14 protein-coding genes are annotated in these 13,236 nt (G+C 54.4%); 5 read left to right on the forward strand and 9 right to left on the reverse strand.

All coding sequences use genetic code 11. From position 1 onward, the window contains the following. The first annotated feature begins 270 nt into the window (after nt 1-270). Together R84865_RS07210 and R84865_RS07215 are read left to right on the forward strand one after the other, a co-directional pair. A complete protein-coding gene (locus R84865_RS07210) occupies nt 271-1,062 on the forward strand; it encodes a glycerophosphodiester phosphodiesterase family protein (RefSeq protein ID WP_435630888.1) in 792 nt (263 codons plus the stop codon). Nucleotides 1,063-1,477: 415 nt separating this feature from the next. Further along, the gene (locus tag R84865_RS07215) at nt 1,478-1,696 is read left to right on the forward strand and encodes a hypothetical protein (RefSeq protein WP_435639247.1); all 219 of its coding nucleotides are present in this window, start codon (nt 1,478-1,480) and stop codon (nt 1,694-1,696) included. Nucleotides 1,697-2,085: 389 nt separating this feature from the next. Here R84865_RS07215 and R84865_RS07220 read toward each other — a convergent pair whose 3' ends face one another. Beyond that, on the reverse strand, nt 2,086-3,045 hold the full coding sequence (locus tag R84865_RS07220) for a LysR family transcriptional regulator (protein ID WP_435636623.1): 960 nt from the start codon (nt 3,043-3,045) through the stop codon (nt 2,086-2,088). Nucleotides 3,046-3,093: 48 nt separating this feature from the next. Between R84865_RS07220 and R84865_RS07225 the strand changes: the two genes are divergently transcribed. Continuing rightward, entirely contained in the window at nt 3,094-4,077 is a 984-nt protein-coding gene (locus R84865_RS07225) for an aldo/keto reductase (RefSeq protein ID WP_435639248.1), read from the forward strand. Further along, the gene (locus R84865_RS07230) at nt 4,074-4,451 is read left to right on the forward strand and encodes a carboxymuconolactone decarboxylase family protein (RefSeq protein ID WP_435639249.1); all 378 of its coding nucleotides are present in this window, start codon (nt 4,074-4,076) and stop codon (nt 4,449-4,451) included. The genes R84865_RS07225 and R84865_RS07230 overlap by 4 nt, the downstream gene beginning before the upstream one ends. A gap of 360 nt (nt 4,452-4,811) precedes the next feature. Here R84865_RS07230 and R84865_RS07235 read toward each other — a convergent pair whose 3' ends face one another. The 8 genes from R84865_RS07235 to mgrA form a co-directional block, all read right to left on the reverse strand. Further along, nucleotides 4,812-5,066 (reverse strand): Txe/YoeB family addiction module toxin, encoded by a 255-nt coding sequence (locus R84865_RS07235; protein WP_435639250.1) that lies wholly within the window; start codon nt 5,064-5,066, stop codon nt 4,812-4,814. Then, nucleotides 5,063-5,314 carry a YoeB-YefM toxin-antitoxin system antitoxin YefM gene (gene yefM / locus R84865_RS07240; RefSeq protein ID WP_435636619.1) on the reverse strand — a complete coding sequence of 84 codons (252 nt, stop codon included), beginning with the start codon at nt 5,312-5,314 and terminating at the stop codon, nt 5,063-5,065. The genes R84865_RS07235 and yefM overlap by 4 nt, the downstream gene beginning before the upstream one ends. A gap of 300 nt (nt 5,315-5,614) precedes the next feature. Next, on the reverse strand, nt 5,615-6,412 hold the full coding sequence (trpC, locus tag R84865_RS07245; RefSeq protein WP_435639251.1) for an indole-3-glycerol phosphate synthase TrpC: 798 nt from the start codon (nt 6,410-6,412) through the stop codon (nt 5,615-5,617). A 32-nt stretch (nt 6,413-6,444) separates the two neighbouring features. Beyond that, entirely contained in the window at nt 6,445-7,464 is a 1,020-nt protein-coding gene (trpD, locus tag R84865_RS07250) for an anthranilate phosphoribosyltransferase (protein ID WP_435639252.1), read from the reverse strand. Between the two features lie 37 nt (nt 7,465-7,501). Next, entirely contained in the window at nt 7,502-8,125 is a 624-nt protein-coding gene (locus tag R84865_RS07255) for an anthranilate synthase component II (protein WP_435639253.1), read from the reverse strand. A gap of 301 nt (nt 8,126-8,426) precedes the next feature. After that, nucleotides 8,427-9,593 (reverse strand): MFS transporter, encoded by a 1,167-nt coding sequence (locus R84865_RS07260; RefSeq protein WP_435630893.1) that lies wholly within the window; start codon nt 9,591-9,593, stop codon nt 8,427-8,429. Nucleotides 9,594-9,823: 230 nt separating this feature from the next. Beyond that, nucleotides 9,824-10,903, reverse strand: coding sequence for an aldo/keto reductase (locus R84865_RS07265; RefSeq protein ID WP_435630894.1), 1,080 nt, complete (start codon nt 10,901-10,903; stop codon nt 9,824-9,826). 151 nt (nt 10,904-11,054) lie between these two features. After that, nucleotides 11,055-12,065 carry an L-glyceraldehyde 3-phosphate reductase gene (mgrA, locus tag R84865_RS07270; RefSeq protein WP_435630895.1) on the reverse strand — a complete coding sequence of 337 codons (1,011 nt, stop codon included), beginning with the start codon at nt 12,063-12,065 and terminating at the stop codon, nt 11,055-11,057. A gap of 278 nt (nt 12,066-12,343) precedes the next feature. On the opposite strand from mgrA, the gene R84865_RS07275 reads away from it, so the two are divergent. Continuing rightward, on the forward strand, nt 12,344-13,210 hold the full coding sequence (locus tag R84865_RS07275) for a LysR family transcriptional regulator (protein ID WP_435639254.1): 867 nt from the start codon (nt 12,344-12,346) through the stop codon (nt 13,208-13,210). Nucleotides 13,211-13,236: the final 26 nt, after the last annotated feature.

Below are 13,236 nucleotides of genomic sequence, written 5' to 3' on the forward strand. Positions count from 1 at the left end.
TAACGAGGTTGCTGCGGAAAATCAGGCACGCATCATTATTGCGCCCACCTTGCGCGCCTTTTATGGTCGAGTGAGTGCCGAGCCGCGTGGTACAGCGCTGGGAATACTGCACACGTCAACGCGCGGCCGGACAGCTATTCTTCGAGCGGTACTGCAGCGCGACACCTGCTGAGAAGCACTGCAACCAGCAGCGCTTCGGCATGTCCGGTACGTTCGAAAGATGCACGATCGACGCGCTGTTCGTTTTTCACTCTATGTCAGGAAATATCAATGCTACTGCCACGCTTGATGGGTCACCGTGGATTCGCTGCAAGAGCGCCCGAAAACACCCTCTCTGCCATCCGAGCGGCCGCCGAGGCCGGTATTCGTTGGGTTGAGCTCGACGTTCAATTGCTTGCCGACGGCACGCCGGTTATCTGGCACGACGCGCACATGGCGCGCTGTAGCAACAGCCGCGCTTATCTCTCTCAAATCGGACTTTCCGAGGCACGTCGCTTCGATGTAGGCAGCTGGTTTTCACCTGAATTTGCCGGTGAGCGTATCGCCACGCTGGAAGAAGCCCTCGCTACCGTCGACGAGCTCGGGCTTGGTCTCAACCTTGAAATCAAGGTCAGCACCGCGCGAGATCCACTGCGCCTCACCGAAGCCGTAGTGCCGCATCTCAGCGGCGCCCTTCCAAGTGAGCGTCTACTGCTCTCAAGCTTCAATCAGGAAGCGCTCTACCGCGCACACCGCCTCGATCCCTCGCTGAATCTCGGCATTCTTTACGATGAGAAAGTGCCACGGGTGTGGCAGTGGGACGTCGAGCGCGTTGGCGCAGTCAGCATTCATCCCAACTGGGAGAATCTCAACCCTGACATCGTGAAGGAAATGCGCCAAAAAGGCCTCGAAGTCGTGTGCTATACCGTCAACGACCCCGATGCATTCGCGCCCTGGTGGCAGTGCGGCGTTAACGCCGTCATCTCGGACGACCCCACCCTATTCAGCCAGCTCAACGACACCTCCGAGCACCCACAAGGCCGCGACAATGAGCATCAGCCCAGCGATCCCATCGGCGAATAGCTGAAGCGGCTGGTGGCTAAATGCGAAGCGCCGCGCCCTGTGAAAAGGACGCGGCGCTTTTTTTGGGTGAAATATATGAGCGACCGTATTAAAGCGAGATGACTAAAGAATCTCCGAGCCCCTACCCACCTGCGTTGGCAACATAGCATTCATTCCACCGCTGTCACATAGCTTAAACAGCAACGCGGCTCGAGAATTCTGCTTTACCTCGACAACTTCATGAAAAACAATACGTTTTACACCAAGCCCAGTTGATAGAGAGAACGGATCAATGGGGCAGCCATCGCCACGATCACTGGGACAAACATATACCATGCGCTACCCTAACAAGGTAATCGGGATGGCTCACAAGCCAGCCTCATCAAGAAGCATCGACAATAGCCAAAGCAGCACTGGTAACGGCGGAGAGCCACCAATGGACAGATTGGAAAAACGCGTCGACACGCTGGAACTCACTATCCAAGATCTCAGCGCCGACGTGGCGGCTATAAAAAGCAGCCATGCGACCAAACACGACCTGGTCAGCGTTTACCAAGCGATTAACAGCCAAACGTGGAAATTAATCACCGCCATGGGCATGCTGGTCGCCACCTTCAGCGCCATCAACGGCGTTATGGTTTATTTCCTGAAGTAACTAAGGGCGTTGGTCAATAAGGCCAACACTCTGGTTAGCCAACTTTCCCCATCAGTCGCCAAACACTAAGCGCCGCGCCCCTTTTCACAGAGCGCGGCGCTTTATAATTGAGCCCTCTTTTCTAAAAAATAGAACATTCATTAATATATAATAAGTTATTGCGCACAACACGCAACATATAAGTGCGCATTCAAAACAACTACGTCTCGAAATAAGTATTTTTATGAAGATGTTATTATATCGCTATTAGTGAGGCATCACACCGCATTGGCTACAGAAAGATTTTATAACTTTCTTTATCTAGAAATCTTTACCGGAGAAAGGGAAACCCTTTTCCAATAATGAAAAACGAAACGGGAGGCGTTGGATCAGCGTGCCTTCGCTGGGAGTCAGCCAGTGAATATTTCTGCGCCCTCTAAAAGTACCCTATTGTCAATTATTAACTCACTGAGAAAGTCGGCTACAGCTCGCGTACGGCTAGATTGTGCCAAATCCGATTGAATGACCAAATAAATTGGCTGTTGCACGCCTATATCCGCATCGATGCAGACTAATCCTGCGTCACGTGCAGCAAAGTGAGGAAGTACAGCTAACCCCAGTCCAGCGGAGACTGCGGAAATCTGTGTGGTTAAGGACGTTGCGATCAGCGCCGGGCGTCTGCCTCGTAATACGCGTTCCATCCATTGCGCAGCAGGAAGGTGCGAAAACATGTCTGACCAGGCTATGAATGAACTGCTTTCGTAACTACCGCGGCCGGCTGATCTAGCTAACCGATTCGCGCAGTCAACACTGCCGTACAGTCCATATCCCATAGTGCCAAGTCGGCGAAAGCTGACGTTGCCTCGCTCTGGTTTCACCATACGGATGGCCAAGTCTGCTTCATGCCGGTGAATATTAGCGGTGGATACGTTGGTGACAATTTCGACGACAATATTTGGGTAAGTTGATTGAAGTTTTCTCAAATTAGGGAGAATAAGCCCGGTAGCAAGATTTTCAGCAGTGGCTAGCCGAACGGTCCCTGACATCTGAGTCGAGCGATCCGATCCGGAAGTCAGTGCGATAGCCGCCGCTTCCATCGCCTCTGCTTTTTCAATCAAATTACTACCTTCTTCGGTCAGCTTGTATCCACTTTGCTGACGCACAAATAACGGCACTCCCAATGCTTTCTCTAACCGATCAATGCGTCTCGACAGCGTAGCAATGCCTGTTCCCATTTGGATAGAAGCCGCACTCAAAGTACCGTGGCGAGCAATGGCCAAAAGCGCGTAAACATCATCCCAAACAAGTTTTTGGGATAGTTGTTTTTCATTTTTGGAAACCATCTTTTTATTTTTCTCCAGTTTTTTCACGGACTGATTATGCCACTGTAACGTCAATACAGTCGGGAGGAAATAATCATGAAGAAAAGGAAACTGTGTGCAGATCTCGAAGTCTCGGCTATTGGCTTGGGGTGTATGGGTATGAGTGAGTTCTACGGCCCAACAGACGATGATGAGTCACTTCGCGTACTATCCAGAGCCGCTGATATGGGTATCGACTTTTTCGATACTGCCGATACTTATGGGCCTCACCACAATGAAGAGTTGATCGGAAAGTTTATTCGTCAGAGCGGTGCGAATATCAAAGTCGCAACCAAGTTCGGCATCGTTCGTAAGCCCCGTGAGTACACACGTGAGATAAATAACAGTACTTCTTATGTGCGACAATCCTGTGAAGGATCTCTAAGGCGTTTGGGCATTGAACAGATTGACCTTTATTACGTTCATCGCGTCGATCTAAATCATCCAATTGAAGAAACCATGGAGACACTGGTCGGACTTATTCGAGAAGGCAAAATTGCTCGAATCGGCCTTTGTGAAGTCAGTGAAGAAACTCTTAGACGGGCACATGCTGTTCATCCTATAACAGCCGTGCAGACAGAATATTCCCTCTGGTCACGTGGTGTAGAAGATAACGTTTTACCCGCGTGTCGTGAATTAGGTATCGGCTTTGTTCCCTATTCTCCTTTGGGTCGAGGTTTCTTGACCGGGCGCTTTCAAGTAGACGAAGAATTTGAAGGCGACGATTTTAGAGCCAGCTTGCCCCGTTTTGCACAAGGAGTCATTGGAACCAACCGGAGAATCGCTGATGTGATCGCGACGATGGCCCATGAGAAAAACTGTACGTCAGCGCAGCTCGCACTCGCTTGGTTGCTCGCTCAGGGTGACTACATCGTGCCTATTCCGGGAACAAAACGTCTGAAATATCTTGAGGAGAATGTATTGGCATCCGAAATCATTCTATCGAAAGACGAGTGTGGTGTTTTAGAAATGGCCATCAAACAGCTTCCGATCATCGGTGAACGCTACACTCCTGAAGGAATGAAGGGAGTTAACGCATGACCACATCCTCAAATCGTCGAGACAGCGCCCTGGCGCTTCTAAAACAGCTCGAAAAAGAAGCACCTGAAAAGGTCACTAATAACCTCGATTCCTTCGATCACGAGGCAGTTGAATTAATCCTCGGCTTTGCCTTTACAGATGTTCTTTCACGCCCGGGTATTGATCTACGCCTCCGAGAGATGCTCACCGTTGCCATGTTGGCTTCGATGGGTACCGCTCAAGGACAGCTCGATTTTCACATGCGTGCGGCGCTTAACACTGGGGTCACTCGGGAAGAAATCGTCGAAATTATTTACCAGGTTGCCGTGTATGCCGGTGTACCAGCAGCGATGAACGCTATCAGTTCCGCTCGAAAAGCATTTATCACTACTTAATAAGGCTTAAATATTAGCGAGAATAATGATGGATACAACTCAAAACATTACCAATGAACGGGCAGAGGAGGCACTTCAGGACTAGGAAGCGTAGCCCACGTCACCACGGAACTGGCTCCAATTGGGCTCCTATCCGGAATGGGCGAGTATCTATCGCAATCGCCGAATCACGTAGGATGCGAAGGCTTAACAAAAACCGCCGCGCCCCTTTCACAGAGCGCGGCGATTTTAATGAAGAAAATTAGCGAGTGTATTAGAGCAAATGGTTTATATCGTGAAATAACCCAACGCGTTGAACAATAAAGCCGACGCGTTGAGTAGCAAAAGAAGTGCACTCAGCCCTCGAAACGAGCAATACCATCAGTAATGATAGCGACATGCTGCTATCAGCAAGCTGTCCTCGTTAACGGTATACACGAGACGATGCTCTGCGGTGATGCGTCGCGACCAGAAGCCGGATAGGCTATGTTTTAAAGGCTCTGGCTTGCCCTTCCCTGCGAAAGGGGTACGCAGGGCGTCGTTCACAAGCTCATTAATTCTCTTAACGACTTTCTTATCAGTCTGCTGCCAGTCAATGTAGTCAGCCCACGCCTTTTCTGACCAAATAAGTTTCACTCAATCGTGCCCTTCTCGACGGTTTTACCGTTTCTCAATTCTTCGATCGAATCCATAAGATGGCGTGCGTTAGCGGGAGAACGCAGCAAATAAGCCGTCTCTTCCAATGCGTTGTATTCATCCAGGGACATAAGAACACAAGCCGCTCCATTTTGGCGCGTGACAAGAATCGGTGCATTGTCTTCTGCGACCTCATACATGACGGCAGAAAGGTTCTGACGCGCCTCACTGTAACTAATGTTTTTCATGGCAAGCCCTCTGTTTGTACAGTTTATTGTACAATTGATGCTGTCCACCCACAATACTCAGCAGCAGTTGCTGAAACGAAGCTACTGTCAGTGAGTCTACTCTCACATTCACCGCACTTCCGGCACCCTTCTTAGGCGATATGCCTCCATCATTCGCTAAACAAAAAAACGCCGCGCCCCTTTTCACAGAGCGCGGCGCTTTTTATTACCGCCTACCTGCGCAGCAAACCTGCCATCAAACCATTTGGCGGCGCTGTTACCCTACCGAGCTTGCTGTTCGTTTTATGGGAGCACCTAAGCTCAGAAAAACAGTTCGTTGAGCGCTTTACCGGGCTCTGCTTCACGCATGAATCGCTCGCCAACCAGGAAGGCGTTGACGTTGGCGCTGCGTAGCCTGTCGATATCTTCGCGGTTCATGATGCCGGATTCGGTGACCAGCGTAACGCCTTCGGGAATACTCGGTAGCAGATCGAAGGTTACGTCGAGGGTGGTATCGAAGGTGCGCAGATCGCGGTTGTTGATACCCACCAGGTCAATGTCGAGCGCCAGCGCGCGCGTTAGCTCTTCGGCGTCGTGCGCTTCGACCAGAACGTCCAGCCCTAGGCTGACGGCGCGTTGGTGCAGTGCTGCGAGTTCGCTGTCGCTTAGCGCGGCGACAATCAGCAGTACACAGTCGGCGCCCAGCGCGCGCGCTTCGTAAAGCTGATATTCATCGATCACGAAGTCCTTACGCAGGACAGGCAGTTGGCATGCCTCACGCGCTTGCTGCAGATAAGCGTCGCTGCCCTGGAAAAAGTCGACGTCTGTCAGTACCGACAGGCAGGCTGCGCCGCCGTCCTGATAGCTGCGAGCGATAGCAGCGGGATCGAAGTCTTCACGAATCACGCCTTTGGAAGGCGATGCCTTTTTAACTTCGGCGATCACGGCCGCATCGCCTGCCGCGATACGCCCACGCAGTGCAGCAACGAATCCGCGCGGTGCAGGAGCTGTTTCAAGCGCCTCGATCAGTTGTTCAAGCGGCCGCTCGACCTTGCGCGCTTCAACCTCTTCCCGCTTGCGCGTCAGGATATTGCCAAGAACCGTTGGGATAGTGCTCATGCTTTACCTCGTTAAAGCTACCGCTGATGTCGTTACAAAAGAGAACGTGTGAAGTCGCCCAGTTCCTTAAGACGCGCAACCGCCTTGCCCGATGCCATCACCTCAAGCGCCAGCGTTACTCCCTCTTCGAGCGTGGCTGTGCGGTCGGCGGCATAGATGGCAGCGCCAGCGTTAAGCGCCACCATATCACGTGCGGCCCCCGCCTCGTTGCGCAGTGCGCTCATTACCCGCGCCAGGCTCTGCTCGGTATTCTCTACCCGCAGGCAGTCGAGCGATGCACGCTTAAGCCCGAGCTGTTCAGGGGCAACGCTGTAGCTGCGCAGTTCACCCTGACGCAGCTCACACACCTGAGAAGGCACCGCAATCGAGAACTCATCGAGGCCATCGTCGCCGGTCACCACCAACGCGTGCTGACTGCCCAACTGCTGGAACGCTTCAGCAACCACATTGAGCAAATGCGGCGAATAGACACCGATCACCTGATGCTGAACGCCAGCGGGGTTGGTTAACGGGCCGAGGATGTTGAACAGCGTTTTGATGCCCAGTTCGCGGCGCGGTTGTGCGGCGTGACGCATCGCCTGATGGTGGTTAGGCGCGAACATGAAGCCGATGCCCACTTCATCTATACAGCGCGCCACCTGCTCGGCGCTAAGCGCAAGGTTGATGCCGGCTTTTTCCAGCAGATCAGCACTGCCCGACGACGACGACACGCTGCGATTGCCATGTTTGGCTACCGGCACGCCTGCCGCCGAAGTGACGAAGGCAGCCGCCGTCGACACATTGAACAGATTCGCGCCATCGCCACCGGTACCGACAATATCTACCGCCTGTGCCGCAGCGATGGAAACCGGTTGCATCACATCGCGCATCGCTTGCGCGGCGGCCGAGATTTCAGCACTGGTTTCGCCTTTAGTGGCGAGCGCCGCTAGCAGTGCACCGATTTGTGCATCGCCCAGTTCACCGGCCATGAGCTGCTGCATCACCTGATGCATGGTGGCGAAATCAAGTGACTGTCCAGAGGTCAGCCGCGCCAGCGCCTCGCGTATGATCATGCTTAACCCTTATTGATAGTAGCGGCAGCGTGACAGCTTACAGCGCTGCTTCCGCAACTTTGTCGTCGCGCGTCGCCGAGCGACGCTTCAAGAAATTGCCGAGCATCTCGTGGCCCTGCCGCGACAGAATCGACTCGGGGTGGAACTGCACGCCTTCAATCTCCAGCGTTTTGTGACGCAGGCCCATCACCAGTCCAGGCGTTACATCGTTGTCAGGCGTTACCGCGGTGACTTCCAGCTCACTCGGCAGCGACGCAGCTTCAACCACCAGCGAATGATAGCGAGTCACTTCGAGCGGATTCTCCAGCCCTTCGAATACCCCTTGCCCGGTATGTTCGATCAGCGAGGTTTTACCGTGCATCACCTGCGGCGCACGAATCACCTTACCGCCGAACACCTGACCGATGGCCTGATGCCCAAGGCAGACACCAAGAATCGGTACCTTGCCGGCAAAGTGACGAATCAGGTCCATCGACGCGCCTGCCTGATCGGGCGAACAGGGGCCGGGGGAGATTACCAAGTGGCTGAACTCAAGCGCTTCAGCCTGCTCAATCGTGACCGCATCGTTGCGCAGCGTTTGCACGGTGGCGCCAAGCTCACCGAGATATTGCACGATATTAAAGGTGAAGCTGTCGTAGTTATCGATCATCAAGACGTTCACAGGAACCCCCTTAAGGATGTCATTGGCTGGCGCAGTGCAGCGCCTCATCTATCGCCACCCACGCTCGCCAGCCAAAAAAATGCCGCCTCGGTGGGCGGCATCTTCTTCTATACAGGCTCTATCTCGGTACTGATAGGCAGACAAGCGAAGGCGCCGCGCTCAGGGAGCGCGCCACCAATCAAAACCGAGTGCAGAGACATATAGAGTATTCATAGCGCTTATTTTGCTACCCGAACTCACGCGCGTCAACCGCCGTTGCCACCACTGATCATCGCGGCAGTCGCATGACGGTTGATGCCCATTATTCACCTGAATGTGCTTTGTTGGCGTGGCGAGTGGCGTAGGTTGCCGCGGTCATGACCAAGGCAGCCAATGCCAGCAGCGCGCCGCTCCATCCCGCCGACTGATAGCCAAATCCTGCACTGATGGTTACGCCACCAAACCATGCGCCCAACGCGTTGCCCAAGTTGAACATGCCGATATTCACCGACGACGCCAGCACCGATGCACCGGCCGCATGGGCGCGATCCATTACCAGCTTCTGGATGGGCGGAGTGCCGGCAAATCCAAACGCCGCTACAAAGAAGATAGCCACTGCCACTATTATCCGGCTTTCCGCACCCAGCCACAGCACCACCAGCGCCACGACTTGCATCGCCAAGGAGGTAAACAAGGTGCCGTAAAGCGAGCGATCGGCAAAGCGTCCGCCCAGCAGATTACCGATCACTAGACCTAATCCGAAGATCACCATGATCCACGGCACGCTGCCAGCCGAAAAGTGCGCCACCTCAGTAGCGATCGGCGAAATGTAGGTGATCGCATCGATAAAGGCGCTCGGGCCCAATACCGTTACCCCCATCGCCATCACCACCTGCGGATCGAAAAACGCCTTTACTTCTGTGCGGATGCTCGTGGCTTCTACCGGCCGCGACGGCACGAAGATCGCAATCCCCAGCGCGGACACCAGGCCAATCAGTGCCATCCCGTAGAACAGGTGCTGCCAGCCCACTATCGGCGACAGCCAGCTCGCCACCGGAATGCCTGCCAGGTTGGCGACGGTCAGCCCTGAGAAGACGTAAGCGATGGCGCTGGCCCGCTTTTCTTTCGCTACCAGCGACATCGCCACCAGGAAACCGATACCAAAGAACGCCCCCTGATTGAGCGAAGTGATGATACGACCAAGCAAGGCAATACCGAGCGTCGGCGCCAGGGCCGTGATCAGGTTGCCGACGATAAAGATACCCATGCAGCCCACCAGCACGTACTTGTGCCTGAAACGGGTACCCAACATCGCCATCAGCGGCGCACTAATGAACACCCCTAGCGCATAGAGCGTGACCATGTAGCCTGCAGCAGGAATGCTGGCATTAAAGGTGGAAGCGATGTGCGGCAATATCCCCGCGATCACGAATTCCGCCATTCCCACGCCAAACGAGCCGATTACCAGCACCCAAAGTGCAATTGGCATAGCTAGCCTCTTCTTATGTAAGCAATACGTTGAAAAGCCGCCCGCTCTGAGTGTTCAGAACGGGCGGCATTGTGTTGTCGCGCCAGCGCAGTGAATAGCCCGGCGGAGCGCGACGCCTATGCGGAATCACTCGACCCAGCCGCCTCGCTTGGTACCTGAAGGCGAACCGAACCAATGATCCTAAAGCAGCCAGCCCCTATCGGCTGCTGCGCGCAAGGCGAGCCGGGCGCTTACATGCCATGATATTGCTTCATCACACGCAGGATGTCGGCCTCCGCCTTGCCGTGACGCTCCCAAGCAAACACCGCCTGGTGCCAGAATGGGTATGCATATGCCGGCGGATTGGCCGCATCGATCAGGGCGATTTCTTCATCGTTAAGCGTTAGCTCGCACGCTTTAACAGAGTCTTTCCACTGATCTTCGTTACGCGCTCCTACGACCACCTGATTGATGCCCGGACGCGCCAGCAGCCACGCGAGAATTACCTGAGAAATAGACGCACTGTGTGCATTCGCCACTTTCTCGGCCGCCTCAACGACGCGATAGACGCTTTCACGGTCGGACACGGCCGGGTTCGCCCAATCGGCTGCCCCCTGACGCGTTTCCTCGCTTGGATCGCTTCCGCCGCGCTTGAATTTGCCGGTGAGAAGCCCCGCTGCCAGCGGCGACCATACCTGATTGCCGATGCCTTGATCGATGGCTGCTGGAATAACTTCGTATTCAGCTTCGCGCGCTTGCGGGGTGTAGTAGATTTGCTGGCTAACCGGTTTGATGAAGTTATTGCGCTCACACACGTTAAGCACTTTCATTAGCTGCCAGGCCGAAAAGTTGCTAACGCCGTAGTAGCGAATCTTGCCCTGCCGCACCAGTCCATCCATGGTTTGCAGGTACTCTTCCATCGGCGTTTGAGCATCCCACTCGTGGATGTAATAAAGATCGATGTGATCACGACGTAAGCGACGCAGCGATTTTTCGACCTGATCGAGAATGTGCCAGCGCGACGCTCCGCCGCCGTTAGGGCCATCCTCTACCGGCATGCGCACTTTGGAAGTAACCAGCAGATCCTTGTACTTGGCTTCGGAAGCCAAGGCTTCACCGGTAACCTCTTCGGCCGCCCCCAGCGAGTACATGTTGGCGGTATCGATGTGATTGATACCCGCTTCCAGCGCAATATCAAATAAACGCTTGGCCCCCGCTACATCCACGTGACCAAAGGTTTCGAATCCATTGGTGCCGCTGAAGGTAATAGTACCCAAGGACAGCGGACTGACACGAAGACCACAGTTAGGGCCCAACTGACGATATTCCATCGACTTGCCTCCTGTGTGAAGACATGGGTGTATAACATTGCGGGCGTTTCACCCGCATGGCGGTGCCTGGGTGGGCATCGCTGGCATTAAAAGCATCAACACGCGGTGACCACGCTTCAGCCGTTAGCTACCGCGCCGCACTGTTGATGGCTTAGCGGTTGGACGATGCCGCCCACAAATTGATACCGCCATCCTTCGCATAGCGATCGATTTCCGCAAGCTCATCCTTGGAGAACTCCAGGTTATCGAGCGCTTTAACGCTGCTTTCCAACTGCTCGGGGCTGCTTGCGCCAACTAGCGCAGAGGTCACTCGCTCATCGCGCAGCGCCCACGCCAGCGCCAACTGCGGCAGTGACTGGTCACGACGCTTGGCAATTTCATTCAGCGAGCGAATGTTATCGAGGTTCTCTTCAGTCAGGAATTTCTCGCTGAAGGAGCCGCGCGTCGGCTTGGTTTTGCCGTCGAGGTATTTGGGCGTCAGCAGTCCCTGCGCCAGCGGCGAGAAGACAATGCAGCCAGCGCCCACTTTCTCGAGTTCATCAAGCAAGCCGTCGCTTTCAATCCAACGGTTCAGCATTGAATAGCTGGGCTGATGAATGCTCAGCGGCACGCCGCGTTTTTCCAGCTCGGACACCATTTCGGCAGTGCGCTTGCTGTTATAGGAAGAGATACCGATATAGAGCGCCTTGCCATCGCGCACCAGCTTGGCCAGCGCATCGGCAGTTTCCTCGATGGGCGTCTCGCCGTCGTGGCGATGGGAATAAAAGATATCAACGTAATCCACGCCCAAGCGCTGCAAGCTCTGATCGCAGCTGGCAATGATGTGTTTTTTCGAGCTACCGAAGCCGTAAGGGCCCTGCCACATGTCATAGCCCGCTTTCGATGAAATCAGCAGCTCGTCGCGGTGGGTACGAAACTCACGTTTCAGCAGGCTACCCACCAGCGCCTCAGCGTGGCCGGGCTCGGGGCCGTAGTTGTTGGCGAGATCGAAATGGGTGATACCAAGATCAAACGCCTTGTGCAGAATGGCACGCGACACCTCAAATGGCGTGTCGCCGCCGAAGTTGTGCCAAAGCCCTAACGAAAGCTTAGGCAGCTTCAGGCTGCTTTTACCCATACGTCCGTATTTCATGTGGTCGTAACGTTCTGGATTGAACGACATGCCTATCTCTCCTTTTATTAACACGACATTGCGTGGCTTTTATTGGGACTCACTGGTCAATGGCGACTGCATCGTTCACGCACATGGCGCGCGGCAAACCGAAAAGCTTATCACTATCTTAAATCTAGGTGTGCGGACGATACGCAACAACATCAACCATGGCTTATTTTTTTCACATTTGCGTAACAGAGCGCCAGTTACTTTCTAACCCCGCCTATTCTTGGACTCGGATAGCGAGAACACCGATACTCTTGGTAATACCGATCCAAGGGAGTGATATGGACATCAACCAAATTCGCGCCTTCCAGGCAGTGGCGCAAAGCGGCTCGGTGACTGCCGCCGCGCAGCAGCTGCATCGCGCGCCATCGAGCATTACCACGCGTATTCATCAGCTCGAAGAAGAATTCGATCAGCAGCTGTTCTTGCGCATTAAAAATCGCTTGGTGATCTCTTCTGCCGGCCGCCGTTTGCTGCAATACACCGATCAATTGCTACCGCTTTTCGATCGCGCCCAACGCGCCATGAAAGAGTACAACCGCGGCCACCACTTGTCGCTGGGCGCACTGGATGTGTCGCTGGAAACCTATCTGCCGCAAGCCATCGGCAGCGTGCGCGAGCGCATCAGCGAAGCCAGAATATATGTGCGTCAGGCGCCGTCAGAGGTGTTAAGCGACGAGTTGCTCAACGGCACTCTGGATGCGGTGCTTAACGATGGGCCGGTCGATGCGCCGGGCATTGGCAATGAATATGTCTTCAGCGAGCAGCTGGTGCTGGTGACCGACAAGGATCATCCCAAGGTGACCTCGTCGATGGATTTGGAAGGCGTCGATATCTACGGCTTCCAGAAAAACTGTTCGTATCGGCTGAGGTTCGATCAGTGGCTGCAGCAAGGCGGACTGTCATCACCCAACGTGATTGAGATGGAATCCTACGAGGTAATGTTGGCGTGCATTAGCGGGGGCTCGGGGGCGGCGTGGGTGCCTGCCGCTTACCTCGACCGTGTGCATCACAGCAGCTCGGTGAAGATTCACGATCTGGGCAGCATCGGCATCACCGATCTTTATTTCTCATGGCGCGAAGAAGAGCATTCGGATGTGCTACGCCAGTTGATTGAGGAAGTGCAGCTGCTGGCGAGCAAGAAGTAGCCGCGTTTTGGCACCCATCATCAGCG

Origin of the sequence: Carnimonas bestiolae, assembly GCF_051251145.1 — a bacterium.
GTDB classification, from domain to species: Bacteria; Pseudomonadota; Gammaproteobacteria; order Pseudomonadales; family Halomonadaceae; genus Carnimonas; species Carnimonas bestiolae.

Excerpts from the sequence above, each read along its gene's own strand:
- R84865_RS07260 (WP_435630893.1), bottom strand. The coding sequence starts at position 9,593 with ATGCCAATTGCACTTTGGGTGCTGGTAATCGGCTCGTTTGGCGTGGGA.
- yefM (WP_435636619.1), bottom strand. The coding sequence starts at position 5,314 with ATGAAAAACATTAGTTACAGTGAGGCGCGTCAGAACCTTTCTGCCGTC.
- mgrA (WP_435630895.1), bottom strand. The coding sequence starts at position 12,065 with ATGTCGTTCAATCCAGAACGTTACGACCACATGAAATACGGACGTATG.
- trpD (WP_435639252.1), bottom strand. The coding sequence starts at position 7,464 with ATGATCATACGCGAGGCGCTGGCGCGGCTGACCTCTGGACAGTCACTT.
- R84865_RS07265 (WP_435630894.1), bottom strand. The coding sequence starts at position 10,903 with ATGGAATATCGTCAGTTGGGCCCTAACTGTGGTCTTCGTGTCAGTCCG.
- R84865_RS07275 (WP_435639254.1), top strand. The coding sequence starts at position 12,344 with ATGGACATCAACCAAATTCGCGCCTTCCAGGCAGTGGCGCAAAGCGGC.
- R84865_RS07230 (WP_435639249.1), top strand. The coding sequence starts at position 4,074 with ATGACCACATCCTCAAATCGTCGAGACAGCGCCCTGGCGCTTCTAAAA.
- R84865_RS07210 (WP_435630888.1), top strand. The coding sequence starts at position 271 with ATGCTACTGCCACGCTTGATGGGTCACCGTGGATTCGCTGCAAGAGCG.
- R84865_RS07225 (WP_435639248.1), top strand. The coding sequence starts at position 3,094 with ATGAAGAAAAGGAAACTGTGTGCAGATCTCGAAGTCTCGGCTATTGGC.
- R84865_RS07215 (WP_435639247.1), top strand. The coding sequence starts at position 1,478 with ATGGACAGATTGGAAAAACGCGTCGACACGCTGGAACTCACTATCCAA.
- trpC (WP_435639251.1), bottom strand. The coding sequence starts at position 6,412 with ATGAGCACTATCCCAACGGTTCTTGGCAATATCCTGACGCGCAAGCGG.